Source organism: Chromobacterium sp. Panama (assembly GCF_003052555.1).
Taxonomy (GTDB): domain Bacteria; phylum Pseudomonadota; class Gammaproteobacteria; order Burkholderiales; family Chromobacteriaceae; genus Chromobacterium.
On sequence record NZ_QARX01000001.1, the window covers coordinates 3,910,532 to 3,933,843 of the forward strand.

Sequence of the window (23,312 nt, forward strand, 5' to 3'; positions counted from 1 at the left end):
GCATTCCTTCGAATTCTTGAAAAATCTTGTTCTGCCGCAGCATAGCGGCAAGCCGGCGATTTGCCCAGCGGCTCATTTGGCCGCGGTGTGCAATTCCTTCATCGCCGCCGCCATCTTGCCGCCGATGGCCGCCGGCAATTGCCGCAGCGCCTGCTCGATCGCCTCGTCCAGCGCCTGCTGTTCCTCGGCGCGCGGCTTCTTCAGCACGAAATTGGCGACTTCGTTGCGGTCTCCCGGATGGCCGATCCCCAGACGCAAACGCCAGAAGGCCGGCGAACTCAGCCGCGCGGCGATGTCCTTCAAGCCATTGTGGCCGCCGTGGCCGCCGCCCTGCTTGAAACGGGCCGCGCCAGGCGGCAGGTCCAGCTCATCGTGCACCACGAGGATCTGGTCCGGCAGAATCTTGTAAAAATGGGCCAGCGCCAACACCGCCTGTCCGGACAGATTCATATAGGTCATCGGCTTGAGCAGCCAGACGTCCTGTCCCTCGATGTCCACTCGGGCGACGTCGCCTTGAAACTTGCCTTCCGTGCGCCAGTTGCCCTTATAGCGCCAGCACAACTCGTCCACCAGCCAGAAACCGGCGTTATGGCGCGTTCTATCGTATTCGGCGCCGGGGTTGCCCAGGCCGACTATCAGGCGAATGCCGGACATATTCTCTGTTCCAAATGAAAAAGCTCGTTGCGGGCCGACGGCTAGCAACGAGCTTTTCAACCGTTACCGTCAGACGGCACGGCAGCTAGATTACACGCGAGCGAAGTCGATGTGCATTACTTGCTGTTTGTACGGGTGCATTTGGAACGCAGCCACTTTAACTTGTTCTTTCTGGCCGTCGATCACCAGATCCAGAACGGAAGTGTGGAACGCTTCGTTCTTCAGCGCGTAGTACATGGTGTTGTGGTCCAGAACGATGGATACGGCTTCTTTGGAAGCGCCGTAAACAACGGCCGGAACCTGGCCGGCGTGACGCAGGCGGCGGCTCGCACTCGTACCCGACTCTTCACGCTTGCTGGCGGTATATTCAAAAGACATGGCAAAACTCCAGTTTCAGATTAAAAGCACCCGGCCCGCCGCGACCAGCGGGCCCGATGTTCACGGCAGGCAGGCGCCCGCCGCAACCAGTTCCTCATTGAAGAGGTAGGACACCGATTCTTCGTTGTTGATCCGGCGCAGCGTCTCGGCCAGCAGGCCGGCGATGGAGGCCACCCGGATGTTCGGGCAGGCTTTGGCCTCGGCGGTCAACGGGATGGTGTCGGTCACCACCACCATATCGATGTCGGAATTCTTGATGCGATCAATCGCCTGACCGGAGAAGATCGGGTGAGTCGCATAGGCCAGCACGCGCTGGGCGCCGCGCTCTTTCAGAGCGCTGGCCGCCTTGCACAGGGTGTTGGCGGTGTCGATCATATCGTCGACGATCAGGCAGGTACGGCCGGACACGTCGCCGATGATGTTCATCACCTCGGCCACATTGGCCTTGGGACGACGCTTGTCGATAATGGCCAGATCGGTGTTCAAGGCCTTGGCCATCGCGCGGGCGCGCACCACGCCGCCCACGTCGGGGCTGACCACGATCAGATCTTCGATGCGCTGCGAGCGGATGTCCTTCAGCAGCACCGGCGTCGCGTAGACGTTGTCCACCGGGATGTCGAAGAAGCCCTGAATCTGGTCGGCGTGCAGATCGACGGTCAGCACCCGGTCGATGCCGGCGCTGGTCAGCATATTGGCCACCAGCTTGGCGGAGATCGGCACGCGGGCGGAACGCGGACGGCGGTCCTGGCGCGCATAGCCGAAGTATGGAATCGCCGCGGTAATACGACCGGCCGAAGCGCGTTTGAGCGCGTCGGCCATAGTCAGAATTTCCATCAGATTGTCATTGGTCGGCGCACAGGTCGACTGCAGAATGAACACGTCGCGTCCGCGTACGTTTTCCAGCAGCTCCACCGCCACTTCGCCGTCGCTGAACTTGCCGACGTCGGCGCGTCCCAACGAGATATCCAGATGTTTGACTACGTTTTGGGCCAGTTCCGGGTTCGCGGTCCCGGTGAATACCATCAAACTGTCGTATGCCGCCATGATTCGTGTGCCTTAGCTAGATAAAGAAAAAGCGTGTAAGGGATTCTTACACGCTTTTTTCATGCTCTCTCTTATTGAGAGAAAGTCTTGGCTGGGGAGGTAGGGATCGAACCTACGAATGCCGGAATCAAAATCCGGTGCCTTACCACTTGGCGACTCCCCAGTAACCTTTATTCAGCGCTGTCGATTAAGGGATGGACATCGAGTCCTTTTGCTAAAAACCCCTTATATTTTATCGACACCGCCTGATAAACTTTATCGGCTTCGTCTTTAGACTGGCACTCCAGAAACACGCAGGAACCGGAACCAGTCATCAGCGGCGAACCATATTTTCTTAATTCGGTCAGCACTTCATTCACCGCTGGGTACATATTCGAAACAACGTTTTGCAGATCGTTTCGTCGCTGCTGCGTTGTTTCGAGGATTCGCATTATGCCGACGACCCCTACCTCTGTCAACACCTCTTGCGAAAAATTTTGAAATACTTTGCCGGTGGGCACCTGCACCTGAGGGTGAATTACCACATACCATGCCGGCTTCAATTTGATTTCATTCAGTTTTTCGCCAACGCCGGTGGCCAGCGCGCTGCGCCCGAAAATAAACACCGGAACGTCCGCGCCCAGCTTCAAGCCCAGTTCCTGCAAAGTCGCCCGCGGCAGATTCAGTCCCCACATACGATTCAAGGCCAGCAAAACGGTGGCGGCGTCGGAGCTTCCGCCGCCCAAACCGCCGCCCATCGGTATCTTTTTGTCCAGACGAATGGCCACGCCCAGCCCGCACTGGGCATGGGCCTGCAATAGACGCGCCGCGCGCACCGTCAGGTCCTGCTCCGGGTCCACGCCGGCGATCGGCGTCTCCAGCACGATGCGGCCGTCGTCGCGCAAGGCCAGCGACACGGTGTCGCTGAAGTCAACGAAGCGGAACACCGTCTCCAGCAAATGATAGCCGTCCGGGCGCTTGCCGACGACGTGCAATAAGAGATTGAGCTTGGCCGGGGCCGGAAAGTCTTGGAATACGGGGGAACTCATCAACAGAACACCATGGCAATCAATAGAAATAATACGGAGGACGCGACGCGCGTCAGCGCCAGTCGCGGGTCACCACTCTGACCGTCAAACCGTCTCGGGCCAGATCCACGCGCTTGGGATAGCGCTCGCCGGACTCGGCCTCGCGCACGAAGCGGATGCGCCAACCCTGCTGCAGCAATTCGCCGTCGGGACGGACTTCGCTCGCCTCGCCCGGCACGGGCATGCCACGGATCCACCAGGCCAGGCCGGACAGCGGCAGCGGCCAGCCCAGGGTTTTCTCGGTCAGGCTTTCCACATCCGCAGCCTGCCAGGCCTTGCCGTCCGCCAGCAGGGTGACGCCGCCGGCATCGCGGATCACTTCGGCCACGGTATTGCCCAGCGGCGAGTTGATCGCCAACTGATCGCGCTCAGGCTGGTGCCGCCAATCGAAGTTGGCGACATGCCCCTTGCCGTCCAGATTCACCGACAAACGTCCGCTGACCGCGAAGGGCTGGTCCGCGGACTGCATCGCGGCGGGCATGAACACCGCCTCGCGCGTCGCGCAGCCGGTGAGCGCAAGAGACAGGGCCAGGATCAGACCGCTCCACTTCATCAATGGGCCCCCAGACGGCGCATGGTTTCGCGCAGCACATCATGTTCCGGACTCGCCTCCAGCGCCTTGTTCCACACCGCCAACGCCTCGTCCTTCTTGCCCAGCTTCCACAACACCTCGCCCAGATGCGCGGCCAGCTCCGCGTCCGGCAACAGCGCATAGGCCTTCTGCAGCGTTTTCAAGGCGGCGTCCAGGCGGCCCAGCTTGTATTGCGCCCAGCCCAGGCTGTCCAGAATGGTAGGATTGTCCGGCTCGCTCTTCAGCGCCTTTTCGATATAGCCGAGCGCTTCCTGATGGCGGCTGGTGCGATTGGTCAGGATGTAGCCCAGCGCGTTAAGCGCCTGGGCGTCGCCGGGCTTTTCCTTCAGCACTTGCTTGAGATCGCGTTCGGCGTTGCCGACATTGCCCAGGCTGTCCGACACCAGCGCCCGCTCGTACAACAACTCGGGCGCCTTGGGCATGCGCAGCAGCGCCTTGCTCAACAAGTCATGGGCCTTGCCGGGCTGCTTGCCCTCGCGTGCCAACTGGGACTGCAGCAAAGCCAGGGTGATCTTCTCCTGGTCGTTGCCGCCCAAGGGCGCCAGACGCGCCAGGGCCAGATCCAGCTTGCCGTCGCCGGCGTCCATGATCGCCAGCCGGCCTTGCGCCGGCAGGAATTGCGGCCCGGCGCCCACCATTTCATACCAGCCCCTGGCCCCGGCGGCGTCCTGACGCTCCTCGGCGATCTGGCCCAGGGTGTAGCGAATGAAATTGGCCTCCGGATGGCCGGCCGCCAGCGCCTGGCGCAGATGCCGCTCCGCCGCCGGCAGGTCGCGCATCTGATAAGCCATCAGACCGGACGCGTAGAGCAAATCGGGGTTATTGGGATTGCTCGGCAGCAGCTGGTCGAAAGCCTGGCGCGCCTCGGCGAAGCGCTTGGCGCCCACCAGCAGCCGCGGCTTGGCCAGCTTCAGTTCCAGGCCGGCGTTCGGCCGCCGCGCCAGTTCACGCTGCAGAAAATCGATAGCCTGCTCCGGCTGCTCGCGGCGAAGCCGGTCCACCTGCCAGGCCACCGGCAAGTCCCAGGCCGGCGCGATCTGCGCCAGCCTGTCGAATTCGCGGTTCATCGTGGCCTGATCGCCGGCCTCGGCGGCCACGGCCAGGAGCGCGAAACGCGCCTCGGCCAGGTCCGGATAGCGGACGGCGAATTGCTTCACCAGCTCGTAAGCGGCTTGTTTGTCGCTCTGGCGCGAGGTCAGCCGCGCCAGTTGAACGAAGATGGCCGGCGCCCGCTCCGGCTCTTTTTGCAGCAGCGCCTCGATCAGCGGCTTGCTTTCCGCCAGCTTGCCGGCGCGCAGCAGAGTGATGAACAGCTGTTCTCTCGCCGGCACCGAGTCCGGCGCCAGCTCCATCCACAGGGTCAGGGCTTCCGAGGTTTCCTTCAGCAGGCCGGCGAACATGGAAAATTCGGCCGCGCGCTGCGCCAGCCGCGGATCCCGCGTCTGACGTGCCAGTTCCAGATAGGTCACGGCGGAGGCGCCCACCGAGCCGCGCTGGGCGGCGATTTCGCCGGCCACCACGCCATAGAGGATTTCCGGCGTCAGCTCAGCCTTGGGCAGTAGGGTTTCGTCTTCTTTCTGCGTGATCGCGGCCTCGTCGCCGGCCGGTTTGCCGGCATCGACCGACTTCGCCGCGCCCGGGTGCTTGAAATTGGCGCATGCCGACAGCAGCGCGACCATCAGCAAAGGGAGTGTTTTTTTCAGCCGTTGCATTCGCATGGAGTCAGAGACCTGCTTATAAACCTGTTGAATGCGTAGAATAGCATGACCTGTTTTTATCTTCGCGCCATTCTACCCATGCCTGAACTGCCAGAAGTCGAAACCACCCGCCGCGGGATTCTGCCCCATTTATTGAACGCCACGCTGGAGGGCGCCGTGGTCCGCCACGCCGGCCTGCGCTGGCCGGTGCCGCCGGAACTGCACGCCGCCTTGCGCGGCCTGACGATACGTTCCGTCGATCGCCGCGCCAAGTATCTGCTGCTGGGCACCGATGCCGGCACCCTGATCATCCACCTGGGCATGTCCGGCAGCCTGCGTTTCTTGCCGGCCGACACCCCGCCGGAGAAGCACGACCACATCGATCTGCTGCTGGGCCCCAATGTGCTGCGTTACCGCGATCCCCGCCGCTTCGGCGCGGTGTTGTGGCATGTCGGCGCCATCGAGCACCACCCCCTGCTGCAAGCGCTGGGACCCGAACCGCTGTCCGACGGCTTCGACGGCGACACCCTGATCCGGGCCGCTCAACGCCGCGGCAGCGCGGTCAAGCTGATGCTGATGGACAATCACGTGGTGGTGGGCGTCGGCAATATCTACGCCAACGAGGCGCTGTTCCACGCAGGCATCCATCCCGCCCGCGCCGCCAACGCGGTGCGCGACGGAGAATACCGCCGGCTGGCCGAGGAAATCCGCAGCGTGCTGAACCGCGCCATCCAGGCCGGCGGCAGCACCTTGCGCGACTTTGTGCACAGCGACGGCAAGCCGGGTTATTTCCAACAGACTTATATGGTGTACGGCCGTCAGGACCAGCCCTGCCGCCAATGCGGCACGCCGATTCGGCATTTGCGCCAGGGCCAGCGCAGTTCCTACTATTGTCCGCTATGCCAGCCATGCTAGAGTTACGGCCTCAACCTTGCGCACCGAGCCTCAAAGCATCTTGAAGTCAATCGCCACAACCTCTTTGCTCACCCGGATAGGACGCGTCGCGCGCCTGTTCGGCCACCTGGCCGTCGGTGTTTTCATCCTGGCCACCCGTTATTCTCGGCTGGCCCACGCCGAGCGCGCCGTCGTCACCCGGCGCTGGGCCGCTCACGCGCTGAAGATCCTCGGCATCAGCGTGCGGATCCACGGCGTCAACCCCGGCTTTTACCCGCCCAACACCCTGCTGGTGGCCAACCACATTTCCTGGCTGGACATCTTCGTGCTCAATAGCTGCACGGTGTCCCGCTTCGTCGCCAAGCGCGAGCTCCGCTCCTGGCCGGTGCTGGGCTGGCTGGCGCATCTGGGCGGCACCCTGTTCATCGACCGCAGCAAACGCAAGGACGCCAGCCGCGTTTACAAGGCGCTGGCCCACGCCATGGAAAACGGCGCCTGCATGGCGGTCTTCCCCGAGTCCACCACCTCGGACGGCCTGGCCTTGCTGCCGTTCAAGGCCTCCTTGTTCGAAGCCGCCTTGCTTTCGCGCGGCACCGTTCAGCCGGTCGGCCTGCGCTATTACGGCGCAGACGGCGAACAGACGCTGGAGCCGGCCTTCATCGGCGACCTGACCTTTTTGCAAAGCGTGCGCAAGGTGCTGGCGATGCCGGCGATGGAGGTGGAGGTCAGCTACGGCCAACCGCTGAAAGCCTGGGAAAACGGCCTGGATACCCGCTTCGCGCTGGCGCAGCAGGCGCAGCAGGAAGTGGCGCGCGCGCTGCGCTTGAGCCCGCCCCCGGCCGCGGAAGCGGCACAGGAACCGGCTCGCCAGCACTGAGCACCTGCGGCGAATCCTCGCCAATGCAAAAGCCCCCGTTCCGGGGGCTTTTCTCATCCAGCGCCGACTACGCTCACAGGTTGAGCCGCGCCATCAGATTATCGAACAAATCGTCGGCCAGCTTGGCATAGCCCTGCTGCGAGAAATGCACCATGTCCGGCCGCGCCAGCTGCTGGGCCTGCCAGCGCTTCATGCTGCAAGGCCCGCCCATCGCCTGCTCCCAATCCCAATACAGCACATGGCTGTCGCGCGCGACTTTCTGCTGGATGCGCTTGACCGCCGCCAATTGCAGCGGACGGCCCGGCGAGCACTCCTTGCTGGCCGCGCCGCGCTTGCGCGCGGCGTCCTGCGCGCCCAGCATCAGGATGGCCGCCTGCGGCAGATCGCGGCGCACGGTGTTGATCGCCGCCTGCAGATTGAGCTGATACTCGATCAGGTCCAACCTGTCGTCAAAGGCCTCGTTGACGCCGTAGGCCAGGATCACCAGGTCGCTGTTGCGCTCCGCCAGCTGAGCGCTCCAGCCCTTGCCCCAGCGCTGCCAGATCGACAGCTGGGCGCCGTTGCTGCCTATGCTGTCCAGCACCACGCCGGGCGCCAGCCGCTCCAGCTCGATGCCACCCAGCTCCACCGCCGGCAGCGCGCCGGCGCGCACCACAAAGGGGAAGTACAGCTTCTGCTCCACCGTCTGCCAGCCCCTGCCCGCCTCCGGCGGATTCAGTTTGCGGCTGCCGTGGCCGTCATCCACTTCCAGCGCGCCGGCGCCATCCTGAACCGCCCGCACGCGGAAGCGCGCGCGCCACAGGCCGTCCAGCAGATTGCGCGGCAGTACGCTGATGGCGGCGCCCGGCCGCTGCGCCTGAGCGATATAACCGCCCAGCGGGAAGTCCGGATCGCCGTCTTTGCGGCTATTGATCAGCGTCCAGCCCTCGCTGCGCGCCATCACCAGCGCATGACGCTGGCCCGGCACCGCCATCGGCGGCGTCCAGCCGATGCCGGCGTCGCCGAACTTGGCCTGGAAGCGCTCCCGCAGCGTGCCGGTCAGATAGTCGGCCGCGGTATGCGAATCCCCCAGCTGGGTAACGCGCACCGGCTGCACGGCGGTGGAAATCGCCTTCAGCCGCGACGCCAGCCTCGCCAGATTGATCTCGCCGAAATCCTGCACCGGCGCGGCCAGCGCCGATGCCGCCGCCAGCCAGCAGGCCAATGCCCCGCTGATTCTCAACTTCATTCAAACCTCAATTCTGCCAACACGCGCCGCGCCAGCAAGACCTGGCCCTGACGGGTGAAATGAATGCCATCGGCGGTGCGCACCGCCACTTCGCCCTGATCGGGCAAGGTCATGAACTTGGTGAACGTCTCGTCCTCGCTGCCCAAGGCCTCGCGGGTGGACAGATAGCGCTGACCCGCGCCTTCCACTTCCTCGCGGAAGACGCCGTTAATGTACTGCACGCCGCGATTGAGCTTGTCCTTGCCCATATTCGGCGCGCCCAGCCACAGCAATTGCGTCCCATGCTTGCGGGCCGAGGCCAGGATGGCGCGGATGCGTTCGCGGTAGCGCTGTTCCCACTCCTCGGAGGCGAAACGGATGTAGCGGCTGCCGCCCACCATGTCCCAAGTATCGTTGGCGCCCAGGAAGACCACCACCAGACCGGTGTCGGGATTGGCCGCCAACTGCCGTTCTATCGTGTCCGGCCAGTTGAAGAAATCCGGATAGGTCAGACCGGTGCTCTGCTTGCTGAGATCCAGCGCCTTGATCTGGTGCAGCTTGAACAAGGGGCGCAGCAAATGCGGCGCCACGCCCTGCATCATGGAGTCCCCGGCCAGCAACACCTTCTGTCCCGGACGCAGCAAGATGCGGGCGTCCTTGAGCGCCGCTTGCTGCGGCGGGGCCGACGGCGGCCGCGGCGTCGGGGCCGCGTTCGGCAAGGCCGCCGTTGCCGTTGTCTGCGCCGCCGCCGGCTCCGCCGGCGCGCTTGCCGGCGGCAATGCCGGCCTCAGGCAGCAGGCGTTGAAATAGGCGATCATCTCGTCGTCCCAACGATCCAGCCGGCTCAGCAGCCCTCGGCTCTGATCGCGAAACTCCCGCCCCAGTTCCGCGCCCAAACGCCAGACGCTCAGCTCGGACAAGGCTTCCAGCTGGCTGGGACGGTGAAAGGTCTGCCGCCAATAGGCGTTGATCGAGCTCTGCTCGATCCAGCACAGCAGCAGCATGCTGCTGCCTAGGATGGCCAGGGCCTGGCGGATGGCGGAACGGGCGATCATTTGACGCTTGCCTCAATGCGGTAAGGAATGAAACGCGCGGCGGCGGATGCGCAGCCGCGCCGGCACGACTAAAACACGGTTAAAACTGGTAATAGATAAAACCGGGAATGCCCGGCGGCGACACCACGATGATCAGCAAGGCGCAGCCGGCCAGCAAGCTGGGCTTGCCCCACCACGGCAGACGGCCCAGTTGGGCGATGCCGCGTTCGCAAACCGCGCCCAGATGAGGCTGCGCGACAAACGCCGCCGCGCTCAGCGCCAGAAAGCCCGGCGCGTTCAGCGTCAGTTCCTGGCCGGTGCCGGTCATGACCTCCAAAAAGCTCCAGGCGTCCTCCAGCGACGCGGCGCGGAAAAACACCCAGGCCAGGCAAACGTAATGGAAGGTCAGCAGCCGCGCCAGCCAGGCCCAGCGCCGCGTCAGCGCTTCCTTGCCCAACAGCCGGTCCCCCAGGTTCAAACCCACCACGCCCAGGCCGTGCATGCCGCCCCACACCAGGTATTTCAGGCTGGCGCCGTGCCACAGGCCGGACAGCAGCATCGCGGCCAGCAAATTGAGCTGGGCGCGGGCAAAGCCCAGCCGGTTGCCGCCCAAGGGGATATAGACGTAGTCCCGAATCCAGCTGGACAGCGACATATGCCAGCGCCGCCAGAAGTCGCGCAGATTGTGCGCCAGGTAGGGCGCGTCGAAATTGCGCGGCAACTGGATGCCCAGCAATAAGGCCAGGGCGGTGACCAGATCGGTGTAGCCGGAGAAATCCAGATAGATCTGGAAGGCGTAGGCGTAGAAAGCCGCCCAGACTTCAAGTGGATGATAGGTTTCCGGCGCGCTGAACACCGGGTCCACCCAGGCGCTGGCCAGCCAGCCGGCCAGCCACAGTTTCTTGGCCAGGGCCAACACAATCAGACCCAGCGCGCGATCCAGTTGCAGGATGTGGCGACGCGTGCCGCTGCGCAGCTGCTCCAACAGACCGGTGGCGCGACAAATCGGCCCGGCCAACAAGGTGGGAAAGAACGCCAGGAACAAACCCAGCTCCCTGGCCCGGGCGAAACGCAATTCGCCGCGATACAGGGACACCAGATAACTGACCGATTGAAAGGTGTAAAAGGAGATGCCCACCGGCATCAGGAAATCCACCGCCGGCAATATCGCGGCGATACCCAACGCATGCAGCCCCGCTTGCGCGCTTTCGCGGAAGAAATCGAAGTATTTGAATATCGCCAGATTGCCCACCGCCATCAGCAAACCCGCGCGCAACCAACGCTTGGGCCGGACGGAATCAAGCATCCGCGACGATATCAGGGTCAATAACAGGGTATAAACGGCAAGAATCAGCGCAAATCGCCAATCAAGCTTGGCATAAAAGGCGTAACTGCCCAATAACAGCAAACCATTCTGCCAATCCGTGCGCTTGCGGCACAGCCAATACAGGGCGAAAAAGGCGAGGAATGCCAGCGCGAACTCAATGGAAAGGTAACTCATACAAATAAAAAAACGGCTCTGGCAAGAGCCGCGATTATGACAGCCATAGGGCCTGGCTGACTATGGCTTGTCGATATTTTATTTACGGCGGCGCAGCCGCCCATACTCTTTAGGCTGTGATTTCGCGATAAGCCGAACACGGCAGGGAGAATAAGGCCTGGTCGCCCAAACGCATCGCGGTCAGGCTGCCGCCCCACAAACAACCGGAATCAATCGCCACCACGTCGTCGGTGATATGCACGCCCAGCGCCGACCAATGGCCGCAGATAATCGGCATCTCGCCCTGCCAGCGCCCCGGCGCCTCGAACCAGGGCGTCAGCCCGGCCGGCGCGTTCTCCAGCTCGCCCTTGTAATTCAGATCCATCTCGCCGTCGCGGTTCAAGAAACGCATCCGGGTCATCGCGTTGACGATCACGCGCAGACGGTCGGAGCCGCGCAGCTCCTCGTTCCAGCGCGTCGGCCGGTTGCCGTACAGCCGAGACAGGAATTCGCGGTGCTTGGGGCCGGACAAGCCGGCCTCCACTTCCTCCGCCAGATCCAGCGCGCGGTCTATGCTCCACTCCGGCAGCAGGCCGGCGTGCACCATCGCGTAGCCGTGGCCGGCTATCATCATAGGCTGGCAGCGCAGCCAGTCCAGCAGCACCTTTCCATCGGCGGCGTTGAGAATGTCCAGCACCGTGTCGCTGCGATGCAGCTTGCCGAAACCCTCCGCCACCGCCAGCAAATGCAGATCGTGGTTGCCCAGCACGATCTCCACCTGATCCTGATGCTGGAACACCCAGCGCAGCACTTCCAGCGATTGCGGCCCGCGATTGACCAAGTCTCCCGTCAGCCACAGGGTATCCTTGCCGGGATTGAAATCGATTTGCCGCAGCAACTGCTGAAACGGTTGGAAACACCCTTGAATGTCGCCAATAGCGTAGATGGCCATATGCACCTCATAAGTGGCGGATCGATCTGAGACGTCATCCGCGGATAGCGCCATGATACCGCATGCTACAATGCACTGGCTGAGTTACCGATTTACTGCGCCCCGCCGGGCCCCTTCCCCCATACCGCCATGTCCGCTCCCTTGCTCAATCCGCCGCAGCGCGCGGCGATCCAGTATCTTGACGGCCCCTTGCTGGTGCTTGCCGGCGCCGGCTCCGGCAAAACCCGGGTCATCACCTTCAAGATTTCGCACCTGATCCGCGAAGGCGGCATCAATGCGCGCAATATCGCCGCCATCACCTTCACCAACAAGGCCGCGCGCGAGATGCTGGAACGAGTGGGCAAGCTGATGACGCCGGCGGAGATCCGCGGCATCACCGTCTCCACCTTCCATTCGCTGGGCATGCAGATCCTGCGTCAGGAAGCGCCGCACCTCGGCTATAAGCCTCAGTTCTCCATCCTGGACGCCTTCGACGCCGGCAAGATCATCTCCGACATCCTGAAGACCACCTCCAAGGATGAAGTCCGCAAGGTGCAGAGCCAGATCTCGCTGTGGAAAAACGACCTCAAAACGCCAGACCAGATGCTGCTGGAAGCCCAGGGCGCATGGGAAAGCGTCTGCGCCTCCACTTACGTCGCCTATCAGGACACCTTGAGCGCCTACCAGGCGATGGACTTCGACGACCTGATCCGCCTGCCGGTGCAGCTGTTCCAGCGCAATGAAGACGTGCTGCAGAAGTGGCAGAACAAGCTGCGCTACCTGCTGATAGACGAATACCAGGACACCAATACCTGCCAGTACCAGCTGGTCAAACTGCTGACCGGCTTGCGCGGCATGTTCACCGCGGTGGGCGACGACGACCAGTCCATCTACGCCTGGCGCGGCGCCAATATGGAAAACCTGCGCTTGCTGCAAAGCGACTTCCCCAAGCTCAAGATCATCAAGCTGGAGCAGAACTACCGCTCCACCGCCCGCATCCTGCGCGCGGCCAACTCGGTGATCTCCAACAATCCCAAGCTGTTCGAGAAACAGCTGTGGAGCGAGCTGGGCCTGGGCGAACCCATCCACGTGGTTCAGTGCAAGGATGAAGAGCACGAGGCGGAAACCGTGGTGCAAAGACTGCTGGCGCACAAGTTCGAATACCGCACCGAGTTCAAGGACTACGCCATCCTCTATCGCGGCAACTATCAGGCGCGCATCTTCGAGCAAGCCTTGCGCAATCAGCGCATCCCCTACCAGATGGCCGGCGGCCAAAGCTTTTTCGACAAGCCGGAAATCAAGGACATGCTGGCCTATATGCGCTTGATCGCCAACCCCGACGACGATCCGGCCTTCATTCGCGCGCTGACCACGCCCAAGCGCGGCGTCGGCGCCGCCACGCTGGAACGGCTGGGCGCCTGGGCCGGCGAACGCGGTAAAAGCCTGTTCGCCAGCGCTCATGAGGAAGGCTTCCGCCTGCAAGTGCAAAAGGCCCAGCTGGAACCGCTGGAGCAGTTCTGCGACTTCATCGCCAATCTGCAATACCGCGCCACCCGCGAGGACGGCGGCCCGCTGGCCATGGAGATGATGCAGGCCATAGGCTACGAGGCCTGGCTTTACGATAGCGAGGACAGCCCGCGCATCGCCGAAACCAAGTGGAAAAACATCCTGGAAATGGTGAGCTGGCTCAGCCGCAAGGGCGAGGACAGCGGCAAGAACCTGGTGGAGCTGACCCAGACCATCGCGCTGATCACCATGCTGGAAGGACGCGAGGAAGGCGAGGTGGACGCGGTTAAAATGTCCACGCTGCACGCGTCCAAGGGTCTGGAGTACCCGTATGTCTTCCTGGTCGGCACCGAGGAAGGCATCCTGCCGCACAGCGAATCCGTCGACAACGGCATGGTGGAGGAAGAACGCCGGCTGATGTACGTCGGCATCACCCGCGCCCAGCGCATGCTGACGCTGACCTATTGCGTCAAACGCAAGCGCGCCGGCGAATGGCAGTTCGTCGAACCCTCCCGCTTCATCAGCGAGATCAACGGCGACGATCTTCGCCACTTCGGCAAACCCGGCGCCGAGCCCATCGTCAGCAAGACCGAGGGCAAATCGCGGCTGGCCAGCCTCAGCGCGATGCTGGCCAATAAGGAAAAGCCGGCCGAATCCTGAAAAGCCGAGCAAGCCCTGCCCGCGTGGAGAATAGCGCGCGGCGTCCGCCGCTTCGGCATGCCAAGATGACCATGGCCATCTCGCGTTCTCAGTCGCTTGACTTGTCGCGCGCAGGCTCGCCAGGCTTTGAACAGACTCTGAGCACCCGCCCCAAGCCGCGAGAACTTTCGCCTGCGACGCCGGTCCATCCTGGCTGGCGCGACGCGCAAAAGAAAATGGCGCCAGCGGCGCCATATGAAGAATGAGGAACATCTCTGGGTGAAGCGAAAGTGGAAAGCCACTGAATCCCCACACCAAGCCGCGAAGCGCCTGACGCTTCACGACCTAAACAGATGGACTCATCATGCACCATGCGCCCCGCCAGGGCACCTGTCCCTTGTTACAGCGGGGTTTTGTTGACATAGCACATTGCCATTTCATCCGGTCAAAATTTTCCCAAAAACATAGGAACCCCCGCTTTTGGGCGATAAAAAACGCCTTGCAACCGTGCAAGGCGTTTTTTGCTGCGTTGATCCGCGGCTTATTTGGAATTATTCACCATGTACTCGACGGCGGAGCGGAACTCGGCGTCGCTGCCGGTATAACCGCCTTTGGCCGGCATCGCGTTCAAGCCCTTGATGCCGATCTTGACCACTTCGTCCAGACCCGGCTTCAGACGTTCAGCCCAGGCCGCCTTGTCGCCGAACTTCGGCGCGCCGGCGATGCCGGCCGCGTGGCAGGCCATGCACACGCTGTCGTAGATTTTCTTGCCCACCACGGCCGGGTCCGCCGCCGCGGCCGCGCCGCCCACCGGCGGTTCGGTGAACTTTCCGCCCGCGGAGTTGCCCATATAGGCTACCGCGCGCTTCACTTCGTCATCGCTCAGGTCGGTGGCGCCGCCCTTGGCCGGCATCGCGTTGAAGCCCTGCAGCGCGTGCTGGGTCAGCGTGTCCCAGCCCTTGGCGATGCGCGAACCCCAGGTGGCGGTGTCGCCGAACTTGGGCGCGCCGGCCAGGCCGGTGCCGTGACAGGAAATACAGATGCCTTTATATACCTGTTCGCCAGTGCGCATTCCCGGAGGCGCGTCGCTGGCCTTGGCTTCGCCGACCGGTTTCAGGCGAGACGCAATGGCCTCCTTGGTCATTACTTCGGCATCCACGTTGTAACCGCTGGTAGCCAACTTGGCCAAAAGCCAGATTGCCACTACAAGAAAGACAACGACGCCAACCAGCACTTTGATGACCTGGCCGGGAGCCATTCCGTTCTCATTACTCATTACGAGCCTCGCCTGGAATTAATGACATTTAAAATAGGATAATTATACGGTAAGCCTGAAGGCAAGGCAAAACCATACACTGGACTCGGGTAAGGAAGTTGCGCTATGATGCGGGCCTGCCTCAAAGCAAGCACAGCGCACCCGTAGCTCAGTTGGATAGAGTGTCAGTTTCCGAAGCTGAAGGTCACAGGTTCGATCCCTGTCGGGTGCGCCACAACATCTCAGTATTTTCCGTTTTTCCGCTTTTCCCATTATTTTTCCGCGACGCGCGCCGAAACCGCGTTTTCGTCTAAACGCGTCCTGCGTCGCCGCAGCCGTCTTCCCGTCTCCGCAATGAAAAAAGCGGGCCGCTTGCGCGTCCCGCTCTCTCGCCTTGGCCTTGGCTCGGCCTCAGGCCAGCGTCGCCACCGGCTCCGCTGCGTCGTCGTCCTCTTCGCCGAGGAAGCCCCCGCTCTGATGCGCCCACAGCCGCGAGTACAGGCCGCCCTTGGCCAGCAGGCTGCGGTGGTCGCCCTCTTCCACGATGCGCCCCTTGTCCAGCACGATCAAGCGGTCCATCGCCGCGATGGTGGACAGCCGGTGGGCGATGGCCACCACGGTCTTGCCCTCCATCAGCCGATACAGACTGCGCTGGATCGCCGCTTCCACTTCAGAATCCAGCGCGCTGGTGGCTTCGTCCAGCAGCAGGATGGGCGCGTCCTTCAACATCACCCTGGCGATGGCGATGCGCTGGCGCTGGCCGCCGGATAGCTTTACCCCGCGTTCGCCAACATGAGCATCGTAGCTGACGCGTCCCTTGGGATCGGTCAAGGTCAGGATGAAGTCGTGCGCCTCCGCGCGGCGCGCGGCGGCCTCCATCGCCGCGTCGTCGGCGTCCGGCCTGCCGTAAAGCAGGTTGTCGCGCACCGAGCGGTGCAGCAGCGAGGTGTCCTGCGTCACCATGCCCACCTGGGCGCGCAGGCTGTCCTGCGTCACCCGCGCGATATCCTGGCCGTCGATCAAAATGCGGCCGCCGTCCAGATCGTAAAAGCGCAGCAAGAGATTGACGATGGTGGATTTGCCCGCGCCGGAGCGGCCGACCAGGCCGATCTTTTCGCCCGGGCGTATCGTCAGCGACAGCTGTTCGATCACGCTCTTGCTGCCGCCGTAGCTGAAATCCACCTGATCGAAGCGGATCTCGCCCTGCTTCACCGCCAAGGGCTTGGCGTCGGCGCTGTCATTGACCAGCACCGGGCGCGACAGGGTGGCGATGCCGTCCTGCACCGTGCCCACTTGCTCGAACAGCGAAGCCATCTCCCACATGATCCAGTGCGAGATGCCGTTCAGGCGCAGCGCCATCGCGGTGGCCGCCGCCACCGCGCCGACGCCGACTTCGCCCATGCTCCACAGCCACAAAGTGGCGCCGGCGGTGCTGGCGATCAACAACATGCTCAGGCTGTGGTTGATGATTTCGAAGCCGCTGATCAAACGCATCTGGCGATAGGCGGTGGCCAGGAATTCCTGCATCGCGCCGCGGGCGAAGCCGGCCTCGCGCTGGGCGTGCGAGAACAGCTTCACCGTGGCGATATTGGTGTAGGCGTCGGTGATGCGGCCGGTCATCAGGCTGCGCGCGTCGGCCTGGGCGGTGGCGGCCTGGCCCAGGCGCGGCACGAAGAAGTACAGCGTGGCCACGTACAAGGCCAGCCAGGCCAGGAAGGGCCACAGCAGACGGCTGTCGAAACTGCCGACCACGGCGATCATGGTGACGAAGTAAATCACCACGAACACCAGGATGTCGGCGACGATCATCACCGTTTCCCGCACCGCGATCGCGGTCTGCATCACCTTGGCGGAGACCCGCCCGGCGAATTCGTCCTGATAGAAATTCATGCTCTGCCGCAGCAGGTGGCGGTGGAAATTCCAGCGCAGCAGCATGGGGAAGTTGGCGGACAGGCCCTGGTATTTGATCAGCGCCTGCACGGCGATCAGCAAGGGACTGGCCAGCAGGATGCCCGCCAGCAGCAAGAGATTATGGCGTTGCGCGTCCCACAACAGCGCGGGCTTGACCGCGCTCAGCCAGTCCACGACGGAACCGAGCATGGAGAACAGCAAGGCCTCGAAGGCGCCGATGCCGGCGGTCAGCAAAATGACGGCCGCAATCAGGCCGCGCAGGCCGCGGGTACAGAACCACAAAAATGGGAAAAAGCCCTTGGGAGGTTGGGCCGGGGACGTGTCGGGATACGGATGGATCCGCTTTTCGAACCAGTTGAACAAAGATCGCTCCAGTGCAGAGGCCGCCTCTTGAGCCGCGCCTGCTTTGGGTTTAATGGGAAGTAGGACAATAGCCAAGCGCTGAAAATCGCGCAATGGAAAGTTGGCGTCAACCATGCCCGCATTTGTCATATTCAGCCAATAAACGCGAACAGGGTTGATTTGTAGGCAACTACATTGGCTAAAACGCGACAGTCAGCACAACTCCTCGAGCTTTTCCGTCTTGCGGCTGCGCAGATCCACCACGCGGTGAATCTCGATGCGCAGCTGGCCGCGATAAACGTTCCACATCACCAGCGCGGCCCGCCGCGCTTGTTCCTGGCTGGGATGCAGCGGCCCGCTGTCGTCAACGCCGAACTGCTCCGAGATCAGTTTCAAACGATACATCCCCCTTGCGCCCCCCAAGGCCGCGGCGTCCGCTTTCACCGCCGGCAAAAAGTGAGAAACTCGCCATGCCGATGTTTCCTTGATTTCGCCAAAAACAAACCATTGGCATAATTTTACGCGAAGCAAGCGCCGTTTCGCGGACGGCGGCGCTTAACGACACGAGTATTTGGCGCGGGAAACGGCGCGGGCCAAGGGCCCTTGGCATTTATTGACGGATTTTTCCGCTCTTGAGAATGATTCTACCCATTACCGGTGGCATCAGGCAAAGATTCCTGAATTAATTCACGCAGATGTAATATAAACGGATAGAACAATAGCGAGAGAGCCGCGCCGGCCACTGTGAAGAGCGTCCCGGCGCGGCAAGGGAATCAGCAGGAGGTCAAGGCGTGCACATCGCTGCGCTGAGGGTGGCGGATGCGCGCCAAGGCGGCGTCTATCGTCGGGGTGCGCTCTCCCCAATAGCCGTGGCGCGCCAGACAATCGCTGGCGACCAGGGCCGCGTCTATCATGAAGCGCTCTTCCAACAGCAGGCGTTCCACTTCGGCGAACGGCGTCAGGATGTGCTCTGCCACCTCGCCGTCCTGGTTACAGGGCGTCTCCCCCGCATCCAGCCACAGATCGAAAGCGTAAATCCATTCGCGGTGCAGGCCGCGCTGCACCGGGCGCTCGGCCAGCAGCAAGCTGGATTGCGGCAAATCCCGCACCTGCTCGCGGCGCACGCCGGCTTCTTCCCACCCCTCGCGCTCCAGCGCCAGTTCTATGGTTTCGCCGGCGGCGACGCCGCCGCCGACCAGGTTGTCCATGCGATTGGGGTCCACCGCCTTGTGCGGGCTGCGGCGCCCCACCCACATCCGCACTTCGCCGGACGGCAAACGGGTCAGCCCGTTCAGGTGCACGGCGCGGCTGGTCAGGCCCAGCGGGCGGAAAGCGGCGCGTTCCAGCTCGAAATAAGGGGAGCCGTCGTGGCGGAAGGCGGTGAAGTTCTCATTGCGCCAGCCATTGAGCCAGCCGGCTTGCTGCCAGCGCCGCGCCGCCTGCGCCAGCGCGTGGCTGATGCTGCGGTAGCTGCCGTCCAGCCGGCAATGCAGTTTCTGGTATTGCTCCTCGAACAGCTGCGATTCGCTGTTCAGCAAGCGTTCCTTCCACGCCGCGTTGACCCAGCCCAAGCGCTCTTTGCCGATATACAAAGGCGTGAATTGCTGACGATCAAAACGGGTGATCTTGTCGAGATAGGCCAGAACCGCATCCACTTGCATTGCCGACTCCGCTGCGATGTGTTTCGGGAAGGCTGCATCTTAGGATGCTTCTTGGGCTTTGACTATATCTGGCGTAACAGCCGGCAAATAAACAGATTATTTTGCGTTGGGATGTTGCGGAATTGTCTCGGCGGCCGCTTCTGCCAACCCTCCGCCCAGACAATTTAACGACTTTGTCATTTCAATTTATCCGCCAGCCCCGAGTAACGCTGCGGCGCCGCGACGGCCGCCTGTTCCCACACCGACTGCGCGCCGGACACGAGGAAGCGCTCCCGCGCCCGGGTGATCGCGGTATACACCAGCGCCCGGTTCAGCAAGGGCCCCGCCGCTTCCGGCAGCTGCAGACAGACCTCGCCGAACTCGGACCCCTGGCTTTTGTGCACCGTCATCGCGTACACGGTGTCGTGCTGCGGCAGCCGGCCGGGGGCGAATTCGCGCCAGCCGCCGTCGTCGCCGGGAAAGGCCACGCGCAAACCGGCCTCGCGCTGCACCGTGAAGCCGATGTCGCCGTTGAACAGGCCCAGGCCGTAATCGTTCTCGCTGATCATCACCGGCCGCCCCGGATACCAGTCGCGGCCGGCCGGCTTGTCGCCGTCGGCCTCCAGTTGCCGCTCCACGCGCAGATTGAAGGCCTCCACCTGGCGCCGTTCCGCCGCCAGCAGCATGAAGCCGGCGAAAGCCTGCTGCCGCTCGGCCAGCGGCGCGTCCGCGCGCACCGCCCGCCAATACGGCCGCCAGCGCGCCAGCACCTCCGCCGCCTCCAAGGCCGGCACCGCTTCCACATCGCCCCACTCCGGGTCCTGCAGCACCGCCCAACTGCCGACGCCGTCGCCCGCGTTCACCCGCCGCGCCAGTTCGCCGATGCCGGAATCGGCGCCGAAACGATGGCTGTGGGTCAGCAGCGCCACGCAATCGGTGAGCTTGCCGCCCGCGCCCGGCATCGACGGCAGGGTTTCGCCGCAGTTCGCCCGCAGCCAGTCCAGAGTATCCGGACGGTAATGGATGTCGGCGCACAAATCGCCCAGCACCGCGCCGGCGTCCACCGAGGCCAGCTGATCGCGGTCGCCCAGCAGAATCAGCCGCGCCTGCGACGGCAAAGCCTCCACCATGCGCGCCATCAAGGACAGGTCTATCATCGACGCCTCGTCCACCACCAGCACGTCCAGCGGCAAAGGATTGCCGGCGTGATGGCGCGGCGCCGCCGCGCCCGGGCGCAAGCCCAGCAAGCGGTGCAGCGTCTGCGCCTGCTGCGGCAATTGCCGCAGCGTATCCTCGGCCAGGTCCAGCCGCGCGCGCGCGCCGCGCACCGACTCCGACAGCCGCGCGGCGGCCTTGCCGGTGGGCGCCGCCATCGCCATCACCAGCGGCCGCGGCGACAGGCCGGCGAGCAAGGCCAGCAGCTTGAGCACGGTGGTGGTCTTGCCGGTGCCCGGACCGCCGGAAATGATCATCAGGCGCTGACGCGCCGCCAGGGCCGCCGCCAGCTTCTGCCGGTCCGGACCCGCCGCGGACGCCGCGCCGAACAAAGCCTCCAGCAACGGGCGCAAGCGCGCGCCGTCCGGCGCCGGTCCCGGCTCGGCCAGCGCGGCCAGGCGCTCGGCCAGCCGCGCTTCGTCGAACCAGTGGCGGGCGAAATACAGCCGGCCGGCGGCGTCCAGGATCAGGGGCGCGTAGTCGCCGGGGCGGCCGACCAGCGCGCTGGCCTGCAAGGCCTTGCGCTCCGGACGCTGCGCCAGCGGCAGGCAGACATGGCCGGCCTGATTGGCGCTGGCCAGTTCGTGGATCAACGCCAACGCGGCCTCGTCCACGCCGGGATCGAGACGGGCGAACAAGTGGGCGAGTTCGGCGGGCAACAGGGCTTGCTGGACAGACATGGCTTGGAATCCGGATGCTTTGCGCTCCGCGACGCGGAGCCGGAATGGGTAGACTCGAAGCGCTTCAGCGCAATTTGCCGCTATCTTGCAGCTGCTGAATCGCCTTGTCCAATTGCGGCAACAGTTGCCGATATTGCGGATGCAGGCGCAGCATCACCGACACGCTGCCCACGGCGTCGCCCGCCGCGCAGGGCTGCGCCTCCGGCGCGCGGTTCAGCAGCAAGTCCAGCTGACGCTGACTCAAGACGATGGCCTGCATGCTGCCCTGGCGCAGACCGCTGATCAGATCGCTTTCGCTGGCGGCCTCCACCCGCTTGAATTGCCCGCTGGCGAAACCGGCTTCCAGCACGGGGTAGCTGCGCCCCTGCAGCACGCCCAGACTCAGGCCGCTGAGGCTGGCCGGCGCCGCGCCCTTGCGCCGCTTGCCGGGGGCGAAGCACAGCCGCAGCGTCTGCACGTCGATGGGCCGGGTGTAGAAGCCGGCCACCGGCGACAGCGCGCGCCAGGACGGATTGACGCCCACTTCCACATCCACCTTGCCCACCTCGAACAATTGCTGCAGCCGCGACGACGGATAGTACTCCAGCTCGAAGCGGACGCCGCTGTGCCGGCCGATCAGCTCCAGCGCGGCGCGGTACTGGGTGGCCAGCGCGCCGTCCTGGGCGCTGTACAAAGGGCCGAAGCTATCGTTGGCCACGCCGGCGCGCAAGCCGGGCGCGGCCGCGGCCGGCATCGCCAGCAGCAAGGCGATCAGCCGGACGCCGCGCTCAAGCAAGCCGGACTTCCAGCGCATCGCAAATGGTTTTGAGAATTTTGATGCGGGCATAGTATTTATTATTGGCCTCCACCAGCGTCCACGGCACCTTGCTGGTGCTGGTGCGGTCCACCATATCGCTGACGGCCAGCTTGTAGGCGTCCCATTTGTCGCGGTTGCGCCAGTCTTCCTCGGTGATCTTGAAGCGCTTGAAGCCGGTTTCCTCGCGTCCCTTGAAGCGCGCCATCTGTTCGTCCTTGCTGATGGCCAGCCAGAACTTGACGATGACGGCGCCGTTTTCGCTCAGCTGATGCTCGAAATCGTTGATTTCGTAATAGGCGCGCATCCAGTCCGCCTCCTTGGCGAAGCCCTCCACCCGTTCCACCAGCACCCGGCCGTACCAGGTGCGGTCGAAAATGGTGATGCCGCCCTTGCCCGGCATATGACGCCAGAAGCGCCACAGCCAGGGTTTGGCCTTTTCTTCCTGGGTGGGCGCGGCGATGGGCACCACCCGGTAGCGCCGCGCGTCCAGCGCCTGGGTGATGCGGCGTATGCTGCCGCCCTTGCCGGCGGCGTCGTTACCTTCGAAAGCCAGCACCAGCGAATGCTGGGCGAAGCGCGGGTGACGGGTCAGCCGGTGCAGCCGGCCTTGCAGTTTTTCCAGCTCGGCCTTGTATTCGGCCTTGTCCATGGGCTGGTCCAGTTGCAGGGTGTCCAGCAACAGCTTGTTGTCTATCGGCGCCAGCAGCGGCGGCGCGTCTATCAATTCGGCCTGCGACCCCTGCGCCTGCGCCAGCCGGTTGCGGACGGCGTTGAGCAGGGTGTTGCCCACGGTCAGGCTGCGGTAATTGGCGTCCTCGCCGTCCACCACCACCCAGGGCGCGGCGGCGGTATTGGTCAGCCGCAGGATGTGCTCGGCGGATTTGCGTATCTTGTCGTAGCGCTCGTAATGCTCCCAATCGGTCTTGGTCACGCGCCAACTGCTGGCCGGATCTTTTTCCATCTGCTTGAGCCGCTTGTGCTGCTGCTCCCGGGTCAGGTGGAACCAGAACTTCAGCACCAGCGCGCCGTCCATGGTCAGCATGCGTTCGAAGCGCAGGATGTCGAAGATCTGCTTGTCCAGCGCGTCGCGGTCGCTGCGGGCGAACACCCGGTCGAACAGGGCGTCGGAGTAATAGGAGCCGAAGAACATGCCGATGCGGCCCTTGGCCGGCAGCTGCATCCAGTAACGCCACATCCAGGGCCGGGCGCGGGCGTCGTCGTTGGCTTCGGCGAAGGCCACGGTGTCGATCAGGCGCGGGTCCAGCCATTCATTGATCAGATTCATGGTTTCGCCGCGGCCGGCGCCGTCGAAGCCGTGAATCAGGATCAGCACCGGAAAATCGGCTTTCTCCTTCAAATCGTATTGCAGGTCCAGCAAGGCCTCGCGCAATTTGGGCATGGCTTCCCGGAATGTCTTTTTATCGATGCTATGGCCGATTTCGGCGGATTCGAACATGATGCGTCCTTGTTATT

At 63.5% G+C, this 23,312-nt stretch carries 20 protein-coding genes and 2 tRNA genes; 4 read left to right on the forward strand and 18 right to left on the reverse strand.

All coding sequences use genetic code 11. The features are described 5' to 3' along the window. Positions 1 to 72: 72 nt before the first annotated feature. The 7 genes from pth to DB032_RS17745 all read right to left on the reverse strand — a co-directional run bounded on the left by pth (position 73) and on the right by DB032_RS17745 (position 5,453). Complete coding sequence (gene pth / locus DB032_RS17715) at positions 73 to 654, reverse strand: aminoacyl-tRNA hydrolase (RefSeq protein ID WP_107800629.1); 582 nt, start codon at positions 652 to 654, stop codon at positions 73 to 75. 90 nt (positions 655 to 744) lie between these two features. Further along, positions 745 to 1,032: a 50S ribosomal protein L25 gene (gene rplY, locus DB032_RS17720; protein WP_043589895.1), complete on the reverse strand. Its 288-nt coding sequence runs from the start codon at positions 1,030 to 1,032 to the stop codon at positions 745 to 747. 60 nt (positions 1,033 to 1,092) lie between these two features. Further along, entirely contained in the window at positions 1,093 to 2,076 is a 984-nt protein-coding gene (locus tag DB032_RS17725) for a ribose-phosphate pyrophosphokinase (RefSeq protein WP_043589892.1), read from the reverse strand. An 88-nt stretch (positions 2,077 to 2,164) separates the two neighbouring features. Continuing rightward, positions 2,165 to 2,239, reverse strand: a tRNA-Gln gene (locus DB032_RS17730). A 7-nt stretch (positions 2,240 to 2,246) separates the two neighbouring features. Next, the gene (gene ispE / locus DB032_RS17735) at positions 2,247 to 3,104 is read right to left on the reverse strand and encodes a 4-(cytidine 5'-diphospho)-2-C-methyl-D-erythritol kinase (protein ID WP_107800630.1); all 858 of its coding nucleotides are present in this window, start codon (positions 3,102 to 3,104) and stop codon (positions 2,247 to 2,249) included. 52 nt (positions 3,105 to 3,156) lie between these two features. After that, positions 3,157 to 3,696, reverse strand: a complete 540-nt coding sequence (gene lolB, locus DB032_RS17740) for a lipoprotein insertase outer membrane protein LolB (protein ID WP_107800631.1) — start codon at positions 3,694 to 3,696, stop codon at positions 3,157 to 3,159. Then, on the reverse strand, positions 3,696 to 5,453 hold the full coding sequence (locus tag DB032_RS17745; protein ID WP_107800632.1) for a tetratricopeptide repeat protein: 1,758 nt from the start codon (positions 5,451 to 5,453) through the stop codon (positions 3,696 to 3,698). Before DB032_RS17745 ends, lolB begins: the two co-directional genes overlap by 1 nt. Positions 5,454 to 5,531: 78 nt before the next feature. Here DB032_RS17745 and mutM point away from each other — a divergent pair, with 78 nt between their 5' ends. After that, complete coding sequence (gene mutM / locus DB032_RS17750; RefSeq protein WP_107801968.1) at positions 5,532 to 6,347, forward strand: bifunctional DNA-formamidopyrimidine glycosylase/DNA-(apurinic or apyrimidinic site) lyase; 816 nt, start codon at positions 5,532 to 5,534, stop codon at positions 6,345 to 6,347. A 40-nt stretch (positions 6,348 to 6,387) separates the two neighbouring features. Then, complete coding sequence (locus DB032_RS17755) at positions 6,388 to 7,203, forward strand: 1-acyl-sn-glycerol-3-phosphate acyltransferase (protein ID WP_107800633.1); 816 nt, start codon at positions 6,388 to 6,390, stop codon at positions 7,201 to 7,203. A gap of 73 nt (positions 7,204 to 7,276) precedes the next feature. Here DB032_RS17755 and DB032_RS17760 read toward each other — a convergent pair whose 3' ends face one another. The 4 genes from DB032_RS17760 to DB032_RS17775 form a co-directional block, all read right to left on the reverse strand. Further along, positions 7,277 to 8,431: an SGNH/GDSL hydrolase family protein gene (locus DB032_RS17760; protein WP_107800634.1), complete on the reverse strand. Its 1,155-nt coding sequence runs from the start codon at positions 8,429 to 8,431 to the stop codon at positions 7,277 to 7,279. Next, positions 8,428 to 9,465, reverse strand: coding sequence for an SGNH family hydrolase (locus DB032_RS17765; protein WP_107800635.1), 1,038 nt, complete (start codon positions 9,463 to 9,465; stop codon positions 8,428 to 8,430). The genes DB032_RS17760 and DB032_RS17765 overlap by 4 nt, the downstream gene beginning before the upstream one ends. A 79-nt stretch (positions 9,466 to 9,544) precedes the next feature. After that, positions 9,545 to 10,750, reverse strand: a complete 1,206-nt coding sequence (locus DB032_RS17770) for an MBOAT family protein (protein ID WP_158274339.1) — start codon at positions 10,748 to 10,750, stop codon at positions 9,545 to 9,547. Positions 10,751 to 11,054: 304 nt separating this feature from the next. Next, complete coding sequence (locus DB032_RS17775) at positions 11,055 to 11,876, reverse strand: symmetrical bis(5'-nucleosyl)-tetraphosphatase (protein ID WP_107800637.1); 822 nt, start codon at positions 11,874 to 11,876, stop codon at positions 11,055 to 11,057. Between the two features lie 129 nt (positions 11,877 to 12,005). On the opposite strand from DB032_RS17775, the gene DB032_RS17780 reads away from it, so the two are divergent. Next, complete coding sequence (locus DB032_RS17780; protein ID WP_107800638.1) at positions 12,006 to 14,021, forward strand: UvrD-helicase domain-containing protein; 2,016 nt, start codon at positions 12,006 to 12,008, stop codon at positions 14,019 to 14,021. A gap of 520 nt (positions 14,022 to 14,541) precedes the next feature. On the opposite strand, the gene DB032_RS17785 is transcribed toward DB032_RS17780, so the two are convergent. Then, complete coding sequence (locus tag DB032_RS17785; protein ID WP_233246731.1) at positions 14,542 to 15,144, reverse strand: cytochrome c5 family protein; 603 nt, start codon at positions 15,142 to 15,144, stop codon at positions 14,542 to 14,544. 269 nt (positions 15,145 to 15,413) lie between these two features. Here DB032_RS17785 and DB032_RS17790 point away from each other — a divergent pair. Further along, positions 15,414 to 15,490: transfer RNA gene (locus DB032_RS17790), tRNA-Arg, on the forward strand. Positions 15,491 to 15,666: 176 nt separating this feature from the next. Here the strand turns inward: DB032_RS17790 and DB032_RS17795 are convergent. The 6 genes from DB032_RS17795 to pap all read right to left on the reverse strand — a co-directional run bounded on the left by DB032_RS17795 (position 15,667) and on the right by pap (position 23,295). After that, positions 15,667 to 17,529: an ABC transporter ATP-binding protein gene (locus tag DB032_RS17795; RefSeq protein ID WP_107800640.1), complete on the reverse strand. Its 1,863-nt coding sequence runs from the start codon at positions 17,527 to 17,529 to the stop codon at positions 15,667 to 15,669. Between the two features lie 192 nt (positions 17,530 to 17,721). Beyond that, positions 17,722 to 17,913 (reverse strand): hypothetical protein, encoded by a 192-nt coding sequence (locus DB032_RS17800; protein WP_048409471.1) that lies wholly within the window; start codon positions 17,911 to 17,913, stop codon positions 17,722 to 17,724. A gap of 368 nt (positions 17,914 to 18,281) precedes the next feature. Further along, positions 18,282 to 19,169 (reverse strand): DUF4743 domain-containing protein, encoded by an 888-nt coding sequence (locus DB032_RS17805; protein ID WP_107800641.1) that lies wholly within the window; start codon positions 19,167 to 19,169, stop codon positions 18,282 to 18,284. Positions 19,170 to 19,345: 176 nt separating this feature from the next. Further along, on the reverse strand, positions 19,346 to 21,043 hold the full coding sequence (gene recD / locus DB032_RS17810) for an exodeoxyribonuclease V subunit alpha (protein WP_107800642.1): 1,698 nt from the start codon (positions 21,041 to 21,043) through the stop codon (positions 19,346 to 19,348). Positions 21,044 to 21,107: 64 nt separating this feature from the next. Then, positions 21,108 to 21,836: an ABC transporter substrate-binding protein gene (locus DB032_RS17815; RefSeq protein WP_158274341.1), complete on the reverse strand. Its 729-nt coding sequence runs from the start codon at positions 21,834 to 21,836 to the stop codon at positions 21,108 to 21,110. After that, positions 21,811 to 23,295 carry a polyphosphate:AMP phosphotransferase gene (gene pap / locus DB032_RS17820; RefSeq protein WP_107800644.1) on the reverse strand — a complete coding sequence of 495 codons (1,485 nt, stop codon included), beginning with the start codon at positions 23,293 to 23,295 and terminating at the stop codon, positions 21,811 to 21,813. Before pap ends, DB032_RS17815 begins: the two co-directional genes overlap by 26 nt. Positions 23,296 to 23,312 lie beyond the last annotated feature (17 nt).